The organism is Bradyrhizobium sp. KB893862 SZCCT0404 (assembly GCF_018130885.1).
Lineage (GTDB): Bacteria > Pseudomonadota > Alphaproteobacteria > Rhizobiales > Xanthobacteraceae > Bradyrhizobium > Bradyrhizobium stylosanthis.
Map to the genome: position 1 here is coordinate 432,009 of NZ_JAFCLT010000004.1, position 20,442 is coordinate 452,450.

Annotated in this window: 16 protein-coding genes and 1 tRNA gene; 7 read left to right on the forward strand and 10 right to left on the reverse strand. The window is 64.8% G+C overall.

Annotation, left to right across the window (positions count from 1 at the left end; genetic code table 11):
• Positions 1-50 precede the first annotated feature (50 nt).
• Positions 51-290 carry a hypothetical protein gene (locus tag JQ617_RS19955; RefSeq protein WP_212027782.1) on the reverse strand — a complete coding sequence of 80 codons (240 nt, stop codon included), beginning with the start codon at positions 288-290 and terminating at the stop codon, positions 51-53.
• Between the two features lie 379 nt (positions 291-669).
• Between JQ617_RS19955 and JQ617_RS19960 the strand changes: the two genes are divergently transcribed.
• The 3 genes from JQ617_RS19960 (at position 670) to JQ617_RS19970 (ending at position 5,618) form a co-directional block, all read left to right on the forward strand.
• Positions 670-1,842 carry an efflux RND transporter periplasmic adaptor subunit gene (locus tag JQ617_RS19960; protein ID WP_212027783.1) on the forward strand — a complete coding sequence of 391 codons (1,173 nt, stop codon included), beginning with the start codon at positions 670-672 and terminating at the stop codon, positions 1,840-1,842.
• Positions 1,839-4,985: an efflux RND transporter permease subunit gene (locus tag JQ617_RS19965; protein ID WP_212027784.1), complete on the forward strand. Its 3,147-nt coding sequence runs from the start codon at positions 1,839-1,841 to the stop codon at positions 4,983-4,985. Before JQ617_RS19960 ends, JQ617_RS19965 begins: the two co-directional genes overlap by 4 nt.
• Positions 4,986-5,048: 63 nt before the next feature.
• Positions 5,049-5,618: an invasion associated locus B family protein gene (locus JQ617_RS19970; RefSeq protein WP_063684485.1), complete on the forward strand. Its 570-nt coding sequence runs from the start codon at positions 5,049-5,051 to the stop codon at positions 5,616-5,618.
• A gap of 150 nt (positions 5,619-5,768) precedes the next feature.
• Here JQ617_RS19970 and JQ617_RS19975 read toward each other — a convergent pair whose 3' ends face one another.
• Entirely contained in the window at positions 5,769-8,057 is a 2,289-nt protein-coding gene (locus JQ617_RS19975; protein WP_212027785.1) for an arylsulfatase, read from the reverse strand.
• Between the two features lie 125 nt (positions 8,058-8,182).
• Here JQ617_RS19975 and JQ617_RS19980 point away from each other — a divergent pair, with 125 nt between their 5' ends.
• Positions 8,183-8,866 (forward strand): TetR/AcrR family transcriptional regulator, encoded by a 684-nt coding sequence (locus JQ617_RS19980; protein WP_212027786.1) that lies wholly within the window; start codon positions 8,183-8,185, stop codon positions 8,864-8,866.
• Here the strand turns inward: JQ617_RS19980 and JQ617_RS19985 are convergent.
• The 6 genes from JQ617_RS19985 to JQ617_RS20010 all read right to left on the reverse strand — a co-directional run bounded on the left by JQ617_RS19985 (position 8,848) and on the right by JQ617_RS20010 (position 14,177).
• A complete protein-coding gene (locus tag JQ617_RS19985) occupies positions 8,848-9,567 on the reverse strand; it encodes an ABC transporter ATP-binding protein (protein ID WP_212027787.1) in 720 nt (239 codons plus the stop codon). The two genes, JQ617_RS19980 and JQ617_RS19985, sit on opposite strands and share 19 nt — an antisense overlap.
• Positions 9,564-10,331: an ABC transporter ATP-binding protein gene (locus JQ617_RS19990; RefSeq protein ID WP_212027788.1), complete on the reverse strand. Its 768-nt coding sequence runs from the start codon at positions 10,329-10,331 to the stop codon at positions 9,564-9,566. Before JQ617_RS19990 ends, JQ617_RS19985 begins: the two co-directional genes overlap by 4 nt.
• Positions 10,321-11,292: a branched-chain amino acid ABC transporter permease gene (locus JQ617_RS19995; RefSeq protein WP_212027789.1), complete on the reverse strand. Its 972-nt coding sequence runs from the start codon at positions 11,290-11,292 to the stop codon at positions 10,321-10,323. Before JQ617_RS19995 ends, JQ617_RS19990 begins: the two co-directional genes overlap by 11 nt.
• Positions 11,292-12,155: a branched-chain amino acid ABC transporter permease gene (locus tag JQ617_RS20000; protein WP_063684491.1), complete on the reverse strand. Its 864-nt coding sequence runs from the start codon at positions 12,153-12,155 to the stop codon at positions 11,292-11,294. The genes JQ617_RS19995 and JQ617_RS20000 overlap by 1 nt, the downstream gene beginning before the upstream one ends.
• A 70-nt stretch (positions 12,156-12,225) precedes the next feature.
• Entirely contained in the window at positions 12,226-13,479 is a 1,254-nt protein-coding gene (locus tag JQ617_RS20005; RefSeq protein ID WP_212027790.1) for an ABC transporter substrate-binding protein, read from the reverse strand.
• A gap of 335 nt (positions 13,480-13,814) precedes the next feature.
• A complete protein-coding gene (locus JQ617_RS20010) occupies positions 13,815-14,177 on the reverse strand; it encodes a DUF1428 domain-containing protein (protein WP_212027791.1) in 363 nt (120 codons plus the stop codon).
• A gap of 207 nt (positions 14,178-14,384) precedes the next feature.
• Here JQ617_RS20010 and JQ617_RS20015 point away from each other — a divergent pair, with 207 nt between their 5' ends.
• Together JQ617_RS20015 and JQ617_RS20020 are read left to right on the forward strand one after the other, a co-directional pair.
• Complete coding sequence (locus tag JQ617_RS20015; RefSeq protein WP_212027792.1) at positions 14,385-16,250, forward strand: caspase family protein; 1,866 nt, start codon at positions 14,385-14,387, stop codon at positions 16,248-16,250.
• A gap of 44 nt (positions 16,251-16,294) precedes the next feature.
• The gene (locus tag JQ617_RS20020) at positions 16,295-17,182 is read left to right on the forward strand and encodes a caspase family protein (protein WP_212027793.1); all 888 of its coding nucleotides are present in this window, start codon (positions 16,295-16,297) and stop codon (positions 17,180-17,182) included.
• Between the two features lie 66 nt (positions 17,183-17,248).
• On the opposite strand, the gene JQ617_RS20025 is transcribed toward JQ617_RS20020, so the two are convergent.
• Positions 17,249-17,322, reverse strand: a tRNA-Gln gene (locus JQ617_RS20025).
• 188 nt (positions 17,323-17,510) lie between these two features.
• A complete protein-coding gene (locus JQ617_RS20030) occupies positions 17,511-17,831 on the reverse strand; it encodes a hypothetical protein (RefSeq protein WP_212027794.1) in 321 nt (106 codons plus the stop codon).
• Between the two features lie 548 nt (positions 17,832-18,379).
• Here JQ617_RS20030 and JQ617_RS20035 point away from each other — a divergent pair.
• Positions 18,380-20,434 (forward strand): BTAD domain-containing putative transcriptional regulator, encoded by a 2,055-nt coding sequence (locus JQ617_RS20035; RefSeq protein ID WP_212027795.1) that lies wholly within the window; start codon positions 18,380-18,382, stop codon positions 20,432-20,434.
• Positions 20,435-20,442: the final 8 nt, after the last annotated feature.

The window sequence follows — 20,442 nt, forward strand, 5'->3', positions numbered from 1 at the left end:
CTAAAACAGCTACGAAAAATACCGCGAAATCGACGATTGGCGCAGCGATATCAATCGCTGCTCGGCGGCTTCATCAGCGAGAACAATTCGTCGACGGTTTTCTGCGCAACGGCGCGCACACGGTCGGTGTTCTCCATGCCGGCGATGTTGACGCCGTTGACCACGGCTTTGATCTCGTCGCGGAAGTCGGAGAGAAAGCGCAAGGGATCGCGCTGCTCGTTGGCAACGCGCGCAATCAACCCCGTGATCAGAATCTGGCACGCGATCAGCTTGCCGTTCAGTTCATCCATAATGCACTCCCCCTCGTGGAGGCGCCGATATGGACGATGCCGATTTTTCTGACAACCGAAACGCGGCTTGCGCGATTTAGAACCGTTCTTGCGATGCGTCCTGCCGCGATTCCGGTCAGCGCACCCATCGGCCTCGGCACACCGTTTCCGATCATTGCACAAGGTTTGCACGCTGATCGTTTCTGCTGGGAAAATGCAGCACTGCACACCGGCGCGCCAGTGAGTTGCCCAAGCGGTGCAAAGCTTTCCAATTGTTTAGGATTCGCTGCCGATAGTGCTGTTTACACTGGAACTTGGCGTGTATTATACAAGCCCGCTGGAACCCTACGATTGCCCCAAAATTCGTAAGCTAGGGCATAAGAAGCCGACACGAGCCGATATGAAAAAAACACGGCCGATCCTCTGGATTCTGATCCTCGCGGCCGTGGCCTCCGCGGGTTACTACGGTTGGCACAAATACGGCTCGCCCGACGCCGGAAAAGCCCAGACAGCTCAAAAGGGTCCGCCTCGCGCGCCCCCCATTCCCGTCAGCGTCACGCCGGTCCAGAAGGTCGATTTTCCGGTCTATCTGACCGGTCTCGGCACGGTTCAGGGCTTCAATACGGTCCAGGTCCGGACCCGGGTGGACGGGCAGATCGACAAGATCGCCTTCACCGAAGGGCAGATCGTCAAGGAAGGCGAGCTGCTCGCCTCGATCGATCCCCGCCCCTATCAAGCCACGCTCGACCAGGCCAAAGCGAAGAAGGCCCAGGACGAGGCGAATCTGGCCAACGCCAATCTCGAGCTCCAGCGCGCCATGAAGCTCGGCGAGTTCGCGACCGCGCAGCGGGTCGACTCCCAGCGCTCGACCGTCGCCCAGCTCACCGCCCAGATCGCCGCCGACGAGGCCGCGATCGCCAACGCCCAGACCCAGCTCGACTACACCCAGGTCAAGGCGCCGATCACCGGCGTCGCAGGCCTGCGCCAGGTCGACGTCGGCAACATCGCCACCGCCTCCTCGCAGACGGGCATCGTCACCATCACGCAGGTCGAGCCGATTTCGGTGATCTTCACCGCTCCGGAGGACCAGCTTCCCTATATCAGCGAGGGCCAGAAGGCCGGGGCGCTCAAGGTCATCGCCTTCACCACCGACGGCAAGAAGACGCTGGCGGAAGGCAAGCTTGCGGTCATCAACAACCAGGTCGACACGACCAGCGGGACGATCCGGCTGAAGGCAGTGTTCGATAACAAGGACCACACGCTGTGGCCCGGACAATCGGTTTCGACCCGTCTTCTGGTGCGCATCCTGAAGGACGCGACCGTCGTGCCGGATGACGCGGTCCAGCATTCGACCAACGGCCTCTACGCCTATACCGTCAATCAGGACAACAAGGCCGAGGTGCACAAGATCAAGGTCAGCTACGCCATCGACGGACATTCCGTCGTCGACGAAGGGCTCACGCCCGGGCAGCAGGTGATCACTGGCGGTCAGTTCAAGGTGCAACCCGGAAGCCTCGTCTCGACGGCGGTGGCAAGTTCAGAACCGGGACAGAATAAGGTACGACGGGAATGACCGAGGGCGGGATTTCGGCACCTTTCATCCGTTATCCCATCGGCACCTCGCTGCTGATGGCCGGCATCCTTTTCGTCGGTCTCGTCGCCTATCCCCTGCTGCCGGTCGCACCGCTGCCGCAGGTCGACTTCCCGACCATCCAGATCACCGCCAACCTGCCGGGCGGCAGCCCCGAGACGATGGCCTCGTCAGTGGCCCAGCCGCTGGAGCGCCAGTTCGCCCAGATCCCCGGCATCGCCCAGATGACGTCGACGAGTTATCTCGGCACCGCGTCGATCACCATCCAGTTCGATCTCAACCGCAGCATCGACGGCGCCGCCAACGACGTGCAGGGCGCCATCAATGCCGCCAGCGGCCAGTTGCCGAAGAACCTGCCCTCGCCGCCGACCTATCGCAAGGTCAACCCGGCCGACGCGCCGATCCTGCTGCTGTCGGCGACCTCGGAGACGCTGCCTCTGACCAGCGTCAGCGACGCGGTCGACGCGCAGCTCGCCCAGCAGATCAGCCAGCTTTCGGGCGTGGCCCAGGTCTTCATCGGCGGCCAGCAGAAGCCCTCCATCCGCATCCAGGTCGATCCGGCGAAGCTCGTCGCCAAGGGCCTGTCGATGGAGGACGTCCGCAGCCAGATCGCGATCACCACGGTCGACAGCCCCAAGGGCAACATCGACGGCGAGAAGCGCGCCTACACGATCTACGCCAACGACCAGCTCACCCAGTCCAAGGACTGGAACGACGTCATCATCGCCTATCGCAACGGAGGCCCGTTGCGAATCCGCGACATCGGCCAGGCGGTCAGCGGCGCGGAAGACGCCAAGCAGGCGGCCTGGGCCAACGGCAAGCGCGGCGTGTTCCTGGTGATCTTCAAGCAGCCGGGCGCCAACGTCATCGAGACCGTCGACAGGATCAAGGCGACCCTGCCCCGTCTCGTGGCGGCGATCCCGCCCGCGATCAAGATCGAGCTGATCAGCGACCGCACCACCACCATCCGCGCCGCGGTCGAGGACGTCCAGTTCACGCTGCTTTTGACCATCGCTCTGGTGGTCATGGTCATCTTCATCTTCCTGCGCAGCTTCTGGGCCACCGTCATCCCCACCATCACGGTCCCACTGGCGCTGCTGGGCGCGTGCGCCTTGATGTGGGTCGTCGGCTATTCGCTCGACAATCTGTCGCTGATGGCGCTCACCATCGCGGTCGGCTTCGTCGTCGACGACGCCATCGTGATGCTCGAGAACATCACGCGCTACATCGAGGAAGGCGAATCGCCGATGGCGGCGGCCTTCCGCGGTTCCAAGGAAATCGGCTTCACCATCGTGTCGATCAGCATCTCGCTGGTCGCGGTGCTGATCCCGCTGCTGCTGATGGGCGGTATCATCGGCCGCCTGTTCCGCGAATTCGCCGTCGTGCTGGCGATGACCATCTTCGTCTCGATGTTCGTGTCGCTGACGCTGACGCCGATGATGGCCTCGCGCTTCCTGCGCGCCCACGGCGAAGTATCCCACGGCAAGTTCTACCAGTGGAGCGAGCGCGCCTTTGACAGCATGCTGCGCGGCTACGAATACGTGCTCGACCACGCCCTCGCCTGGCGGCGCACCACGCTCACGATCTTCTTCGCGACGCTCGGCCTGTCGATCTACCTGTTCATCCTGATCCCGAAAGGCTTCTTCCCGCAGCAGGACGTCGGCCTGATCACCGCGACCTCCGAAGCCTCACAGGACATCTCGTTCAAGGAGATGCAGCGCCGTCAGGTCGAGCTCGGCAAGATCGTGATGGATGATCCCGACGTCGCCACGATCGCGATGAACATCGGCGGCAGCGGCCGCGCCGGCAACAACGGCAACATGTTCATCACGCTGAAGCCGCGCAGCGAGCGCGAGGCCTCGGCGCAGCAGATCATCGCGCGGCTGCGTCCCAAGCTCGAGAAGGTGTCCGGCGCCCGCCTCTACATGCAGGCGGCCCAGGACGTCCGCCTCGGCGGCCGGCCAACGCGCACCCAATTCGAGTTCACCCTGCAGGACGCCGATCTCGCCGAGCTCAACGACTGGGCGCCGAAGATCCTGGCCAAGATGCAGACACTGCCGGAGCTGCGCGACGTCGCCACCGACCAGCAGACCCAGGGCACCACGGTCCAGCTCAAGATCAACCGCGACACCGCCTCGCGCTACGGCATCCAGCCGCAGCTGATCGACGACACGCTGTACGACGCCTTCGGGCAGCGGCAGGTGACGCAGTATTTCACCCAGCTCAACACCTACAAGGTGATCCTCGAGATCCTGCCGGAGCTGCAGGGCAATCTGGACAGCCTGAACAAGCTCTATCTGAAATCGCCTCTGACCGGCGACCAGGTGCCGCTGTCGACCTTCGCGACCTGGACCACCGATCCGGTCCGCCCGCTCTCGATCAGCCACCAGGGCCAGTTCCCGGCGATCACGATCAGCTTCAACCTCGCGCAAGGTGTCGCGCTCGGCCAGGCCACCGAGGCCGTGCAAAAAGCGATGGCCGATCTCGGCGCGCCGCCGACGCTGAACTCGAGCTTCCAGGGCACCGCGCAGGCGTTCCAGCAATCGCTCGGCACGGTGCCGCTGCTGATCCTGGCCGCGCTGGTCGTGGTCTATCTGATCCTCGGCATCCTCTACGAGAGCTACATCCACCCGATCACGATTCTGTCCACCCTGCCTTCGGCCGGCGTCGGCGCGCTCGCGATCCTGATGGCGGCCGGATTCGACTTCAGCCTCATCGCATTGATCGGCATCATCCTGCTGATCGGCATCGTGAAGAAGAACGGCATCATGATGGTCGACTTCGCCATCGCCGCCGAGCGCGATCACCACAAGACGCCGGCGGAATCGATCCGCCAGGCCGCGCTGCTGCGTTTCCGCCCGATCATGATGACGACGATGGCCGCCCTGCTCGGCGGCGTGCCCCTGATGCTCGGCCACGGCACCGGCGCCGAAATTCGCCAGCCGCTCGGCTACGCCATGGTCGGCGGCCTGATCGTCAGCCAGGCGCTGACGCTGTTCACCACGCCCGTCGTCTATCTCTACCTCGACGAGCTCAACAACTGGTTCTCGGGCTGGGGACGTTCCGGCGACGGCGAGGGCCACGAAGCATCCGAGCACAGCACCGTCAAGGAAGCCGCCGAGTAAGCTTGCGCCGTACGCCTCGCAACGCTACAGCGAGGCCTCGGTTCACGCCAACGCGGTTTCGCCATGTCCATGCAATCCAGACTTGTTGCCCTCGCCGCTGCTGCCCTGCTGTCGACGGGCGCCGCGTACGCCCAGCAGGGCGCCAAGAAGAACGCAGCGCCCCCTGCTCCCGCCGCACAGCCCGCGCCTGCACCGACGCAAGCGCAGGCCGACGGCGCTCCGGGCCAGCCCGGCTGGATCGTCCGCTGCACCAGCGCCAGCCGCGACGCGCCGCTCGAATGCGCGATGGAGCAGAACGCGGTGCTGACCAAGACCGGCCAGACGGTCGTCCTGATCAACATCCGCATCGCGCCCGACACGCGCACGCCCGTGGCGCTGCTGCAATTGCCGCTCGGCCTCAACCTTCCCGTCGGCGCCAAGCTCCAGGTCGACGAGGGCAAGACGTTCGACCTGCAGATCCAGACCTGCGAGAACCGCGGCTGCTACGCCTCGACGCCGATCGCGGCGGACCTGCTCACGGCCCTGCGGTCGGGCAAGCAGCTCAAGGTCTCCTTCCAGAACATGGCGAAAGAGACGATCGCGATCCCGATGCCGCTCGGCGATTTCGCGGCGGCCTACGACAAGATCAAGTAACTACTGCTCACCAGGTTTTCTGCTGGCGCGCTCGCCTCTCTCACCTCGTCATTGCGAGGAGCCCTTGCGACGAAGCAATCCAGGCTGCCTCCGCGGAACGTTTCTGGATTGCTTCGCTGCGCTCGCAATGACGGCGTGGATGCAGCGCGTTCACTGGCGCGCCATCTGCGCGTTGCCGACGGCGTTGCCGTCGAGCTTCTGATCATTGTGCATGGTGACGGTGACGCGCAGCAGCCGGCCCTCGAATTCGAACGGCGCCTCGTAATGCGAGACCGGGCTGCCGCGGTCGCGGCCGATGTCGAGGCCGGACCATGAGATCAGCGTGTGGAAGCCGAGCTGGGTCTGGAGCGAGCCCGCCGGCTCGCCATCGACCAGCAGCGTGTATTCGGTGACGCCGGTGCGCGAGCCCTTGGCCGGCGGCTCCTTGCGCACCAGGCGCTCGACGTGAACGCCGAGGCGGCGCGCACCTGACGGCACTTTCCGATCCGAGCGCACGACCTGATGGCTGCCCCCGATGTTGAGATCGTGCACGAGATGGCCATCCCTGACGTACAGGCTGTACCCCGATGTCGCATCGCCGTGCGAGATCAGCACGCCGTCCGCTCCGCGCTCCTCGATCTCGACATGGGCCTCGATCGTGTAGCTGCGGCTACGCACATCGGGCGCGACGTCGGTCGGCACGTGACCCATGCCGGCGTGAAAGACGAAATGGTGGCGCGCGCCGTGAAAGCGCGCGGCATTCTCCGCAAAGCGCGGGCCGAAACGATCATCGAGCGGCAGCACCTTGTGCTTCTCGGCCTCCATCCACCATGTCGCAATCATCGCCGCCAGACGCTCCGGCTCCCGTGCGGCGAGGTCATTGGTCTCCGAGAAATCCTTGTCGAGGTGGAACAGCTCCCATCTGTCGTTCTCGAACGGCGTGCCCGACGGATGGAACGCGACCGCCTTCCAGCCGCCCTGCCAGAGGCCGCGATGGCCAAACATCTCGAAATATTGCGGCGAGCCTTTTGATGGGGCGGAGGCGTCGGTAACGGAACGGGCAAAGCTCTCGCCCTCGAGCGGCATCTGCGGGCAACCGGCAATCGTGTTCGGAGGCTCGATGCCGATCAGTTCCAGAAGCGTCGGCGTGAGATCGCAAGCGTGCACGAACTGATGCCGCAATTCGCCCGGACTTGCGATCCTCTTCGGCCAGTTGAGGACGAAGGGATCGCGGATGCCGCCGCCATGGGTGTTCTGTTTGTAGCGGCGCAGCGGCGTGTTGGACGCCATCGCCCAGCCATGCGGGAAGTTGCTGTGAGTGTCGGGGCCGCCGATGTCGTCGATACGGGCAAGCTTCTCAGCGATCGGCTCCGGCTTGAAGTTGAACGGCCCCATCGCGTTGACGAAGCCAAGCGGCCCGCCCTCCTGGCTGGCGCCATTGTCGGACATCACGATGATCATGGTGTTGTCGCGAATACCGGCCGTCTCCAGGAACGCGACGAGGCGCGCCAAATGCCGGTCGGAGTGATCGAGCATGCCGGCGAAGGCGGCCTGCAGGCGGGTGAAGACGCGACGCTCGTCGGGCGAATGATCCTCCCACGCCTTCACGCCGTCATTGCGCGGCGGCATCCGCGTGTCCGGCGGCACCAATCCCATCGCCTTCTGGCGCGCCAGTCGCTGCTCCCGCTCGACGTCCCAGCCATGCGCGAAGGCAGCGTCGTAGCTCCGGATGATATCGGCCGGCGCCTGGTGCGGCGCGTGACAGGCGCCGAGCGCGACCCAGGTCAGCCAGGGAACATCAGGGCGGTCGGCGACGTGGTCGCCGATGAAGCGGATCGACTGATCGATCAGATCCTCGGTCAGATGATAGCCATCGGCGGAGGTGCCCGGCGGATCGATATGCGTGTTATCCGAGACGAGCTCCGGCGCATACTGGTCGGTCTCGGCATCGAGGAAGCCGTAGAAGCGGTCAAAGCCGCGGCCGAGCGGCCAGCCGTCGAACGGCCCGGTGGCGCCGCTCTCGGTCAGCGGCGTGACGTGCCATTTGCCGATCATGTAGTTGCGATAGCCGAACACGCGCAGCATCTCGGCCAGCGTCCCCGCCTCGCGCGCGATCTTGCCGCGATAGCCGGGATAGCCGGAATCGAAATTGGCGAGGCAACCGACGCCGACGGAATGGTGGTTGCGCCCGGTCAGCAGCGCCGCCCGCGTCGTCGAGCACATCGCGGTGGTGTGGAAGCCGGAGTAGCGGAGGCCTTGGGCTGCGAGCCTGTCGATGGTCGGCGTCCTGATCGCCGAGCCGTAGCAGCCGAAATCGGAGAAGCCGACATCGTCGAACAGCACCACCAGGATGTTCGGCGCGCCCTCGGGCGGTTTCACGGCCTCGGGCCACCAGGGCTTTGAATCCGCGACCGTCTTGCCGACGGTGCCGCGGAACGGCGCGGTGCTGCCTGCGCTCATCTGCTCCTCCCTGTTCGTTGCCTCCGGCTTGGTTGCCTTTGGCTCGTTGGCGTGACCGTCACGGTTGACCCGCGATCAGCCGCCCTCTAAATTATAATCCGAATTATGATTATGATTTAGGGCGGATGCAAGCACGGATGCAGTCACGTTCGGAGCCCGGGTTTCGCGACTTCGACCTGCCCGGGGTCGCCCCATCGCGGCAGAAGCGCAGCCACCAGACCACGCTGGCGCTGCTGCGCGCCGGCGCCGACATGCTGCGCAGACGCAACCTTGCCGAGCTCTCGATCGAGGCCCTCTGCACCGAAGTCGGCGTCACCGTCGGCGCCTTCTACAGCCGCTTCGAGAGCAAGGATGCTTATTTCAACGCGTTGATGGCGCTGGCCGCGCGTGACGGCGAGCAGCGGCTCGGCGACATCAGGCCGCCGTCAGCCGATACGAGTCTCGACAAGCTCTGCCATGTCATCGTCGGCGGCGTCATCGGCTGGATGCGGGATCACGAGGGCGTGCTGCGCGCTGCACTCCGGCACGACGACACCCGTCCGGACAAATGGACGCCGTTCAAGGCCCTCGCGCAGGCGACGACCGCGCGCGCCACCCCTCTCCTGCTCCCGGCCATGGGCAAGGGCCGCAAGGCCGCGAAGACCCGCGCGATCGCCTTCGGCTTCCAGGTCGTGCTGGGCACGCTGGTGAACGCGATCCTCAACGATCCCGGACCGCTACAGCTTCGGTCGAAAGAGATGGAAACGCGGCTCGCCGGCTGCCTGCTGCTGTTGCTGCAGGCGGAAGCCGGTCAGTCCACGCCGAGATAGGCTTTCTGCACCTGCGGATCCTGCGCGAGCGCGGCAGCCGTGCCCGACAGCACGCTCTTGCCGACCTGGAGCACGGTGGCGAAGTCCGAGACTTCGAGCGCGAGCTCGATCGACTGCTCGGCGAGCAGGATGGTCAGGCCCTCCCGGTGCAGGCGGCCAAAGGTCTCGTACATGGACTCGACCACCGCCGGCGCGAGGCCGAGCGAGGGCTCGTCCAGCATCAGGAGCTTTGGGTCGCTCATCAGCGCGCGGCCGACCGCCAGCATCTGCCGCTCGCCGCCGGACATGGTGCCGGCGCGCTGATTGCGGCGCTCCTTCAGGCGCGGGAATATCTCGTAGACGCGTTCGAGCAGCGCGGCCTGCTTCGACTTGTCGTGCAGCGGCGTGGCGCCAAGCATCAGATTGTTCTCGACGCTCTGCTGCACGAACAGGCGCCAGCCCTCCGGCGACAGCGCCAGGCCCTTGCGCACAATCGCAAAGGCCTTCTGGCCGGCGATCTCCTCGCCGCGAAAGCTGATCGAGCCGGAATGAACGGGGATGAGACCGGCAATCGCGTTCAGCGTCGTGGTCTTGCCGCCGCCATTGGAGCCGAGCAGCGCGACGACGCTGCCCTCGGGCACCTCCAGCGAGACGTCGGAGATGCCGATCAGATCGCCATAGCGCACCTCGAGGTGCTCGATCCGCAGAAGCGCTCCGCTCATAGGTCAGGCCCGCCCATCAGCTCGACCGGCGTATGGCCGGCGGCGGCCTTCGCTGCGCGGGTGCCGAGATAGGCCGCGATCACCGCCGGATTGGACGTGACCTCCCGCGGCGAGCCGCGCGCGATCTCCTTGCCCTGGTGAAACACCATCACGCGGCTCGCGAGCGACATGATCACTTCCATGATGTGCTCGACGATGACCAGCGTGATGCCGGAGCGATGGATGTCGCGGACGAGATCGATGGCGAGCTTCACCTCATGCGCGTTGAGGCCGGCCATGGCCTCGTCGAGCAGCAGCACCTTCGGTTCGGTCGCAAGCGCGCGGGCGATCTCGAGCCGCTTGCGGCCGGGCGTGCCGAGCGAGCGCGCCGGCGCATCCGCCAGCCTGCTCATGCCGACGCGCTCCAGCACCGCATGCGCCTTGGCTTCGGCCTCCTTGCGATGCGAGGAGCGCAGGAACGCGCCGATCATGACATTCTCGAGCACCGTCATGCCTTCGAAGGTCTGCGGCACCTGGAAGGTGCGGGCGAGCCCGAGCTCGGCGCGCAGCTCCGGCGTGAGGTCGGTGATGTCGGCCCCTTCGAACAGCACGCGGCCCGATGTGGTCTTGAGGTCGCCGGTGAGACAGTTGAAGAAGGTCGATTTTCCGGCGCCGTTCGGACCGATCAGGCCGAGGATGTCGCCCTGCTCCAGCGTCACGGAGGCATCGTCGACCGCCTTGAAGCTGCCGAACGCCTTGGTGATGTTGCGCGCCTCAAGGAGCATGGCCGGCTCCCGTATCCGTCTTCGGCTTGCCGCGCCGGATGAACAGGCTGAGCAGCCCGCCAGGCTGGAAGCGGGCGATCAGGACGATGATCGCACCATAGACCACGAAGGTGAGGCCCGCGCCCTTGCCGCCGAGCCAGCTGTTGGAGATTTCCTCCAGCGGCACGAGGATCGCCGCTCCCACCAGCGGGCCGAACAGCAGCCCTGCCCCGCCCAGCGCGGCCATGATCAGGATCTTCACCGAGATCAGGATGCCGAGACCGGACTCGGGATCAACGAAGCCGAACATCATCGCATAGAGCGCCCCGGCAACGCTGGTCAGCGCCGCGCTCAGCATGAAGGCGTAGAGCTTCGTGCGGCTCGCGGGCGCGCCGAGCGAACGTGCGGCGCGCTCGGAATCCTTGATCGCGCGCAGGTAAAATCCCATCCGGCTGTTGGTCATCCACCAGGTGATCGCCAGCGTGATCGCGAGCACGGCGAGGAAGAGATAGTAGTACGGCAGCGACGACAGGAACGAGAGATCGAAGACGTTGCGCGGCACGGTCGGCCCGGAGAGACCGACGGCCGCACCCAGCCATTCGGTGTTGGTCACGATCAGCCGCATGGTCTCGGCCACCGCGATCGTCGCCATGCTGAAATAATGGCCCGACAGGCGCAGCGTCGGCACGCCGATGATCGCGGCGAGCCCCACCGCGAGCACGATGCCGCCGGGAATGCCGAACAGCGGCGACAGGCCGAACTTGGCGTAGGAGCCCATCGCGGCATAGGCGCCGCAGCCGAAGAACACGACGTGCCCGACCGACACCTGCCCGGCATAGCCGCCGACGATGTTCCAGGCGGACGCCGCAATGGCATAGAGCAGCACCAGCGCGCCGAGGCGCTGCTGGAACGGCGAGGACAGCAGCAACGGATAAGCGATCGCCAAGGCTGCGACGACCGAGAGCCAGATCCAGCGCCGCATCACATCTTCCCCATCAGGCCCTGCGGCCGGAACCAGAGGAAGAACAGGAACAGGACATAGACGACGATGTCCTTGTAGATCGCACCGATCAGATAGCCCGACAGCGACTCGATGACGCCGATCAAGAGGCCCGCGACCAGCGCGCCGGGCACGCTGCCGAAGCCGCCCAGCGACACCGTGACGAAGGCGACGATGCCGAGCGTCTCGCCGACGGTCGGCACGATGTAGAAGAAATTTGCGATCAGCGCGCCGGCAAGGCCGGTGGCGCCGGCCGCGATCGCCCAGGCAATCGCCTGCATGGTGTCGGGCCGGATGCCCATCAGCTGGGCCGCGGTCTGGTCCTCCGCCACCGCCAGCATTTTCGAGCCGAGCGAGGTGCGCGTCAGCAATAGATGCAGGCCGAGCGTTACCAGCAGCGCGACGATCCCGGCCAGCAGCCGCGAGGCCTCGATGCGCAGGCCCGCGAAGGCATAGGTGCCGCCGACGATATCCTGCGGCATCGACAGGAAGTTGGCGCCGAACCACCAGAACACGGAATAGCGCAGCAGCAGCGCCAGCCCGAAGGTGCCGAGGATCTGCGCCAGCATCGGCCCCTTCATGATGTCGCGGATCAGGGCGAAATAGACCACGACGCCGAGAGTCGCGAGCACCAGCGTCGCGAGCGGTGCACCCAGGATCGGCCCGCCCCCCATCAGGGTGTAGACGACATAGGCGACGTACATGCCGAGCATGACGAAGTCGCCATGCGCGAAATTGACGATGTTCATCATGCCCCACACCAGCGTGAGGCCGGAGGAAAACAGGGCGTAGACGGCGCCAAGCAGAAGCCCGCCGACGATCACCTGCACGAGGACAAAGGACATGAGCCGCGTTGCTCTAAATCAAATCACCCTGGGAATGGCGGGGCCACGTGGCCCCGCTTTGACGAAACGCTCACCAGCCCTTGTAGGGCAGCACCGGCGCCTTCTCTGCGTTGGCCTTTGGCCACACCGAGACATAGTTCTCGCCATCCTGAAGCTGGATGATGGCGCCGGACGCCAGGACGTTCTGGCCCTTGTCGTCGAACTTGACGCCCTTGTAGCCGATCATGAGCTGCTCGGGCTTCAGGTCCGTCGCCTTCAACGCCGCCTGGATCTTGGCGGGCTCGGTCGAGCCGGCGCGATCGATCGCATCGGCCAGCACGAAGAAGCCCTGCATCTGGCGGGCGACCGTGTCGTCCATCTCCTCGCCGCTCTTCTTCTTGTACATGTCGGCGATGATGGCCGACGGCGAGCCCGGCGGGCCGACGACCCAGGACGAACGGTTGAACACGCCTTGCGAGATCTTGCCGACCGCCTTGGTGAAGGACGGATCGGAATAGCCGGCGTCGTCGGCCAGCAGGATCGCCGGCTTGTAGTCGAGCGACTGCATGGTCTTGGCGAACAGGATCGCGTCCGACGTGTAGCTGATCATGATGACGACGTCGGGCTTCTTGTCCTTGAGCTGGAGCACCTGCCCCTGCAGGTCCGTCGCGTTGACGGGATAGGCGACGTCGAGTGCGATCGGCTGCCCCTTCTCCTTGAAGGCGCCGGCGATCGTGTTCGCGACCGAGGTGCCGTATTCGGTGTTGTCATGGACCAGCGCGATCGCATCGGTCTTGGCGCCCGCCGCCTTCATGTCCGCGAGGAATTCGGTGTAGATCTTGGCGAAGTCGGTGGCGATCGGCGTGGTGCGGAAGAACCATTTGAAGCCGCGCTCGGTGAGATTGGCGGCGACCGACTCCGAGTTCAGGAAGGGCACGCCGTATTTCTCGGCGATGGCGCTCGAGGTCAGCGTCACCCCGGACTGGTAGGAGCCGAACACGGCCGCCACCTTCTCTTCCGTGATCAGGCGCAGCGCCTGGTTCTGGCCGGTTGCGGGGTTGCCCTGGTTGTCGGCGATGATCACCTCGACCTTGGCACCGCCGAGGCCGGCAAGACCGGCGTTCTTCGCCAGCGGGAAATTGCCAAGCTCGGGATGGGCATTGTTGATGATGTCGGTTGCGACATCCAGCGCCGCCTTGGCATGCGCCCCGATCGAGGCGGTGCCGCCGGACATCGGCATGATCACGCCGATCTTGACCACCTTGTCCTGCGCCTGCGCGGCAGCCGTGAGCGCAAGGGACATCGCGGCCGCGCAAAGCAGCCCGGTGACGTGCTTCAAATTCATGAAATCAGACCTCCCAAAGGGTTTCCCCGACCAAGGTTTTTTGGAAGCTGTGGGCGTAAGCGCCTGCTTCCGTTTGTTTATGCCTGGCTGACCTTAGGATGGCATGCCAGCCGGATACCGGCAAGGTGAAACGGGGTGCCACGATGCTGCATAGGGATGCAGCGAATGCACGCGTGCGAGCCGCGCGCTATCTGGCGTCGTTCAATGCTGGAAAAACAACCCGGCAGGCATGAAAGCGTAGGGTGGATTCGCCGAAGGCGTAATCCACCACTGTCCTCTCCGCGAGGGCAAAGAGGTGGATTACGCTGCGCTAATCCACCCTGCGAAGCGTGCTTTCAACCAGCCACGTCGCTCGCCCTCAGCAGCGTGGTGAAGCCGCCATAGATCATGCGCTTGCCGTCGAAGGGCATGTCGGCGCCCTTGAGCCGCAGGTCCGCCATCACCTTCTTGTTGACGGCATCCCGGGTCTCGCGGTCGCGGTAGACGATCCAGGAGAACACCACGACTTCATCCTCTTTCGCGATGACCGCGCGCGGGAACGAGGTCAGCTCGCCAAAGGGAACATCGTCGCCGATGCATTCGACGTAGTCGAGCGCGCCGTGCTCCATCCAGACCGCGCAGGCGGTTTTCGCCAGGGCCTTGTAGGCCTCGATCTTGTCCTTCGGCACGGCCAGCACGAAACCATCGACATAGGGCATCACGGATCTCCTTGAGTGACATGAGCCCGAAGGACGATGCGGCGCCCGCCGAGCCGACGTCCCGGGACGCCTGCGAGGTGAGGCAAACTGTCGCGAGCATTTCGTGAGCTGCTTCACATCCTGCGGTCGCAACTCGGGGACATCATCCCCAGCGTTTAGGTCTGCATTGCGGCTATTTCAAATTGTATTCGGCAGAAGGCAGTTTCCATGAGCGGCCGCCTTTCCTTGCTTTGCGTCCACGGCGTCGGTCACGCGGAGATCGACTCCGGATTTCAGGAGTCCTGGTCCAAGACGATCACGCACGCCATCGGATCGGTCGATCCGGACGTTCAGCTCACCATCGACTTTGTTCTCTACGACGAGCTGTTCGACAGAGCGCCGCTCAATCCCCTCACCTACGCCGCCGCCTCGGCCAAGCTGCTCGCCAGCGCGGTCGTTCATGGCATCGGCGACCTGCTGCCCGGTGCACGCGGCATCGGCGACATCCCTGCCGTCATCAAATGGACCGCGGGCATGGTCGCCCAATGGTCCACCGACGAGGAACTGCGCAACGATCTGCGCCGCGCCATTCTCGACAAGCTCGAGGCCAGGACCTACGACATGGTCCTCGCCCACAGCCTCGGCTCGCTGATCTGCTACGACGCCTTCCTGCACGAGGCGGATGCGATCAAGGACGCGATCTTCGTCAGCTTCGGATCGCAGATCGGCAATCCGGCGGTGCGCGACGTGTTTGCCGGCCGCATCAAGCCGCTGGCCTGCCGGAAATGGTTTCACCTCTTCAATCCCAGTGACCATGTGCTGACCTGTCCGCTCGATGTCCGGGCCGACAATTATCAGCAGGTCACGGTGGCCTTCGACGTTCCCAACGACGTGCTCAATCACGATGCGACCTGGTACCTGTCGCACACGAGTACGGTTGCGACCGTGTGGCATGACGCAGCGCCTGCGCCCGTGCCGCGCGCGATCGTGAGCGCGGCGCGCGAGATGGCGAGCCTCGCCGTCAAGCCCGGCCGCCGCGCCTTGCTGATCGGCATCAACGATTACCCCGATCCGGCCAGCCGGCTCGAAGGCTGCGTCAACGACGTCTTCCTCATGAGCTCGGTGCTCCAGGAGAGCGGGTTCGAGCCGGAGGACATCCGCATCGTCCTCAACGACCGCGCGACGACGCAGGGAATCATGGACCGCCTGCATTGGCTGCTCGACGGCGTTCGCGACGGTGACGAGCGCATGCTGTTCTACTCGGGCCACGGCGCCCAGATTCCGCGCTACAACATCCAGGGCGAGCCGGATCACGTCGACGAATGTCTCGTTCCCTATGATTTCGACTGGTCGCCGGCCCACGCGATCCTGGATCGCCAGTTCGCCGAGCTGTACTCGCAGCTGCCCTATGACAGCTATTTCGTGGCGATGTTCGATTGCTGCCATTCGGGCGGGCTGACGCGCGACGGCGGCCCCCGTGTGCGGGGCCTCAGCCCTCCCGACGACATCAGGCATCGCGCGCTGAAATGGGACGCGAAAGAGCGGATGTGGGTGCCGCGCGATTTCACGCCGCTGAACAGGAGCCTGAAGGACAGGAAGAACGGCGCCGATTTCCTCGGACAGAACGGGGCGACGCAACGGCTGGGGCGCGCCATGATGCTGCGAACCAAGCCGGACAAGGACTACGACAAGACGCGCAAGGAGCTAGATCATTTCGGGCCCTACATGCCGATCCTGCTCGAGGCCTGTCAGGAGCAGCAGCTCTCCTACGAATACCGCGACGGCGTGACGTCGTACGGCGTCTACACCTACTCCATGGCCGGCACGCTGCGCGAGCTGAGAGCCAGGGGCGAAAATCCCTCCTTCAACACGCTGAACGACCTCGTCACGGCCAAGCTGAAGCGGATGCGCTACAACCAGACGCCCAATCTGGTCGGGGCCAAAATCCGCTGCAGCGCGCCGGTGCCATGGGGCAATGCGCGGGGCGCCGACCCCGCCGCGCAAGGCGGCGCGAAAGCATCGTCCACCACACCGCGCAAGGCCGGCCGCAAGCGCGCGCCGGCAGGAAAGAAGACGACCAGAAGGAAGCGATAGCACGCATCGACTAACGAGCGATCAAGCCCTTGGAGAAATCGGTCATGGCGACAGGCATTTCCCTGCATATCGGACTGAACTCGGTCGATCCGCAGCATTACGAAGGCTGGAGCGGCCCCCTCAACGCCTGCGAAGCCGACGCCAACGACATGGCCGACCTCGCCCATACCCGCAGCTTCGCGCCGACCAAGCTTTTGACTCGCAGGGCGACGCGTGCCGCGGTTCTCGGCGGCATCGCGCATGCGGCCAAGTTCCTCAAGTCGGGCGATCTGTTCTTCCTGACCTATTCGGGACACGGCGGCCAGTTGCCGGATCTCAACGGCGACGAGCCCGATGGCAAGGACGAAACCTGGTGCCTCTACGACGGCGAGCTCGTCGACGACGAACTCTATTCATCATGGGGTGCGTTCGCAGCCGGCGTGCGCATCCTGCTGCTCTCCGACAGCTGCCATAGCGGCAGCGTGAGCAAGGCGCTGCACTATCAGGCCAGGGCGCGCGCCCTCCCCGGCACGCAGTATCGCGCCATGCCCGACGAGGTGGCGCTGCGCGTCTATCAGAGCAACAGGAAGACCTATGATCCGATCCTGAAGCGGCGCGACCTCTCCGAGGCGCTCGGCAACGTCAAGGCCTCGGTGCTGCTGATCTCCGGCTGCCAGGACAACCAGCTCTCACAGGACGGCACGTTCAACGGCCTGTTCACGGGGACACTGAAGACGGTCTGGAACGGCGGGACATTCAAGGGATCCTACCGCCGCTTCCACACCGCGATCGGCGCCAAGATGCCGCCGGATCAATCGCCCAAACTCTCGCTGGTGGGCGCCAGCAACCCGGCCTTCATGGCCGCGCGCCCCTTCACCATCGAGGACGGAAAAAGGAAGAAGACCCCTGCAAAGAAGAAGACGGCCGCGAAGAAGAAGTCGGCCCGGAGCTGACCGGGCTTACACCGGCGCGACGTGGCCGGCTGAGCCGACAATTCGCTAAGGGAGAGCGCCCGGAGATGGCTGGGGAACCTGGATTCGAACCAAGACAAACAGAGTCAGAGTCTGTTGTGCTACCGTTACACCATTCCCCAACGGAATAGTCGAACAAATTCAATATCTTACTGATTTGCTCGACTGTGGCCGGAAGCGCGTTTGGCGCAAATCACGGCTCAGGCGTGGCAGCGTTCTACCTGCTCGCATCTGGGCTGGCAAGCGCTCCGGTGGATGGCTCGTCAGCCCGGTTGTGGGACCGCATTGCGGGTCCGTTCGCGGGGGTGCGCTAGTGCGTGCGGCCGATGCGGACGACGATTTCGCCCCGGCTATGCGCGATCATGACCTGACCATATTCGTCCTGCGGCGGGCTCTCCTCGTAGCGCAGCGGGACCGTGGTCATCTCCTCCTGCGCCGTGCCGGCCGGCTGCTGCGCGTTGACATCGAGGATCAGGATCTTTGGATTGATCCCCTGAGGTGAGCGCCTGGTCAGCCGGGCCAGCGAGCCATTGTTCGGGACCCGCACGTCCCCAATCATGATCAGGCGGGGCGGCACGCCCGGTGCGCGGTCGATCCAGGCCTTGAAGGTGTCTCTCAGCAGGACAGTCATGACGCATCTCTCCCTAGCCAAGTTGCGCGATCCTTCGGTCGCAAGCGCGACATTGGCGGGCGAAGCGAATCCGAACGTGAAAGACCCGTGAATCGGACGAGACTGCGCAAGATGTCGCGGCGAACACCGCGACCTGCCACCACACGATACCGGTCAGAGACATCGGCGCCCGTTGTGCCGGCCGGCGAAGAAGTCCGATCGCGCACCCGCGTGAGTTGCCGAGGGCGTGCGGCCGCATCGCGCGCTTGGTGCAGACGCGCAAAGACTCGCCATTCACGCTCATTTCACGCTCGTCCGCTCCAAGTGAGGCGCGATTTTCATTTCGCCCGCAAGGTCGCATTTCGATCGCGCGGCAACCCTTGACCGTATGACAGCCCAAGATGTACGATTTCTGCATTGCACCAGATCCGGCGGGCTGTATTCCTGAGCTCACGAGTCGTTGGCTTCGCGCACAACGCGAACCAAACATCTACATCTCACCAAGCCACAGCTCCCGGGACCTGCCCTCCTGCATTGTCGTCGACGATGTCGACGGAGGATGGGACGAGATGTCGGGCGTTGGCGGCGACAAGGCGGCAAGCGAGAGCGAAACTGGCCGCTTGCGCCTGAATATCATCGGAGCATTTTCCGCATCCGTGAGCGGGCACGAGATCGGGCTCGGCCGAAAAGCGCAGGCGCTTCTCGGCTACATGATGCTCTCCTCCGCGCGCCAGTTGCCGAGGACAAAACTGGTCGGCCTGCTCTGGAGCGAGAAGGAAGACCCGCTCGCCAAGGGCTCACTGCGTCAATCGCTGAGCCAGATCCAGCGCGAGCTGAAGACGCACGGTTGTCCGCATTTCCATGCCGACCAGATGCACGTCGCACTCGATATCGAGCATGTGGCATGTGACCTGACGGAGATCGTCGCGGATGCCGAGCGCGGCATCGTCCATCCCACCCTGCTCGCACACGAGCGCCTCACCGACGGCATCCTGGACGATCTGGAGAATGTCGATCCCGCGTTCTCGGACTGGCTTGCGGAGACGCGGCCGCTGATCCACGAGCGGCTGATCGATGCGTTGACGCGGCTGCTGCCCGACGAAGGCCAAACCGACATCACCGCCATCGCCGAGGCTGCGGCCAAGGCCATCTACCGGCTGGATTCCGAGAACGAGCGGGCCGTTCGCGTTCTCATCAGGAGCCACATCGCGTCCGGAAGCATCGGTGCTGCGCTCGCGATCTACGCGCGACTCTGGCGCCAGCTCGAGGATACCTACGACATCGAGCCCCACAAGCTCACGCAGGACCTGATCGCCGGCCTGCGCCAGCAGCAACCTGAAATCGTCACGCGGCCGGTCGCGGCTCCCGCGGTAGCGCCCGCACTCGGACTGGCCGGATTCGCCGCCAGCCGGCCGTCAGTCGCCGTTCTCCCCTTCCGTGCGCTGTCGCCGACGCTGGAGCCTCAATTCACGATCGGGATCGTCGACAGCGTCGTCCAGGCCCTGTCGAGCCTGAAGGAGCTGTTCGTGATCTCGCGCGGCTCGACCATGATCTCGTTGTCGCAGACACCGGATTTGCGTGCCATCGGCCGCGATCTGAATGCGCAATATCTGCTGCACGGAAGCATCCAGCGGGCCGGCGACCAGATCCGGATCTCGACCGAGCTCGTTGCCGCCGAGACGGTGGAAGTCGTTCGTGCCGATCGCCTCAGCGGAACCGTCGCCGACGTGTTCGACCTGCAGGACCGCATCGCCGTCGAGGTCATCCGCTCGCTGGCGCCCCAAGTTCGCGACCGGGAGCTACATCGCGCAATGCAAAAGAGGCCGGACGATCTCGATGCCTATCAGCTGTCCCTTGTCGGCTACGACCAGATGTTCAGTCCCGACTACACGACATTCGTCACGGCTCGAACCAACTTCGAGCGCGCGCACATCCTCAGCCCGGATTGGGCGCCGCCTTTGTCCTACAGCGCCATTTGGCACATGCAGCGCGTGGCCCGCGGGTGGTCCGCGAACGCGCCGAACGAGCTCGACACCGCCCGGGCGCTGGCCGAGCGGGCGCTGGAGCGCAACTCGGCCGATCCGCTCGCCAATGCCGTCGGCGGCTACACGCTGTCGCAATGCAAGCACGACCATCCCGGCGCCCTCAGGCAACTCGATCGCGCGATCGAGATCACCCCGAATCTCGCGATCGCGTTCGCATATCGTGCCGCCGTGCATGTTCGCTGCGAGCGCTACGAGGACGCGCTCAGCGATGCCGCGATCAATCTGCGCCTGTCACCGCGAGACAGGCACGCCTGGTTCGCCGAGATGGTGTCCGCCCAGGCTCATTTTGCCATGAACGACCTGAGCGCGGCCATCGAGAACGCAGGCCGGGTCGCGACGCTGCTGCCCAGCAACCAAGTGAACCTGCGCATCCTGGTCGCAGCGCTCGTGGAAAGCGGGCGTCTCGACGACGCGAAGAGTTTTGCAGAGCCACTCATGACGGCCGGCGAGCTCGACATGAAATGGATCGCGAGGTCGCCATGGCCGAAGCCGGCGCTGGCGCGCATCGAAGCGGCGCTCTCGCGGCTGGCCTCGACAGTTCGAAACGGAACCACCCACGGCAACAGCAACAAGTCCTGACAGAGGAG

Excerpts from the sequence above, each read along its gene's own strand:
- JQ617_RS19980 (WP_212027786.1), top strand. The coding sequence starts at position 8,183 with ATGCAAGCACGGATGCAGTCACGTTCGGAGCCCGGGTTTCGCGACTTC.
- JQ617_RS19995 (WP_212027789.1), bottom strand. The coding sequence starts at position 11,292 with ATGCGGCGCTGGATCTGGCTCTCGGTCGTCGCAGCCTTGGCGATCGCT.
- JQ617_RS19975 (WP_212027785.1), bottom strand. The coding sequence starts at position 8,057 with ATGAGCGCAGGCAGCACCGCGCCGTTCCGCGGCACCGTCGGCAAGACG.
- JQ617_RS19970 (WP_063684485.1), top strand. The coding sequence starts at position 5,049 with ATGTCCATGCAATCCAGACTTGTTGCCCTCGCCGCTGCTGCCCTGCTG.
- JQ617_RS19965 (WP_212027784.1), top strand. The coding sequence starts at position 1,839 with ATGACCGAGGGCGGGATTTCGGCACCTTTCATCCGTTATCCCATCGGC.
- JQ617_RS19985 (WP_212027787.1), bottom strand. The coding sequence starts at position 9,567 with ATGAGCGGAGCGCTTCTGCGGATCGAGCACCTCGAGGTGCGCTATGGC.
- JQ617_RS19990 (WP_212027788.1), bottom strand. The coding sequence starts at position 10,331 with ATGCTCCTTGAGGCGCGCAACATCACCAAGGCGTTCGGCAGCTTCAAG.
- JQ617_RS20035 (WP_212027795.1), top strand. The coding sequence starts at position 18,380 with ATGTCGGGCGTTGGCGGCGACAAGGCGGCAAGCGAGAGCGAAACTGGC.
- JQ617_RS19960 (WP_212027783.1), top strand. The coding sequence starts at position 670 with ATGAAAAAAACACGGCCGATCCTCTGGATTCTGATCCTCGCGGCCGTG.
- JQ617_RS19955 (WP_212027782.1), bottom strand. The coding sequence starts at position 290 with ATGGATGAACTGAACGGCAAGCTGATCGCGTGCCAGATTCTGATCACG.
- JQ617_RS20000 (WP_063684491.1), bottom strand. The coding sequence starts at position 12,155 with ATGTCCTTTGTCCTCGTGCAGGTGATCGTCGGCGGGCTTCTGCTTGGC.
- JQ617_RS20030 (WP_212027794.1), bottom strand. The coding sequence starts at position 17,831 with ATGACTGTCCTGCTGAGAGACACCTTCAAGGCCTGGATCGACCGCGCA.
- JQ617_RS20005 (WP_212027790.1), bottom strand. The coding sequence starts at position 13,479 with ATGAATTTGAAGCACGTCACCGGGCTGCTTTGCGCGGCCGCGATGTCC.
- JQ617_RS20010 (WP_212027791.1), bottom strand. The coding sequence starts at position 14,177 with ATGCCCTATGTCGATGGTTTCGTGCTGGCCGTGCCGAAGGACAAGATC.
- JQ617_RS20020 (WP_212027793.1), top strand. The coding sequence starts at position 16,295 with ATGGCGACAGGCATTTCCCTGCATATCGGACTGAACTCGGTCGATCCG.
- JQ617_RS20015 (WP_212027792.1), top strand. The coding sequence starts at position 14,385 with ATGAGCGGCCGCCTTTCCTTGCTTTGCGTCCACGGCGTCGGTCACGCG.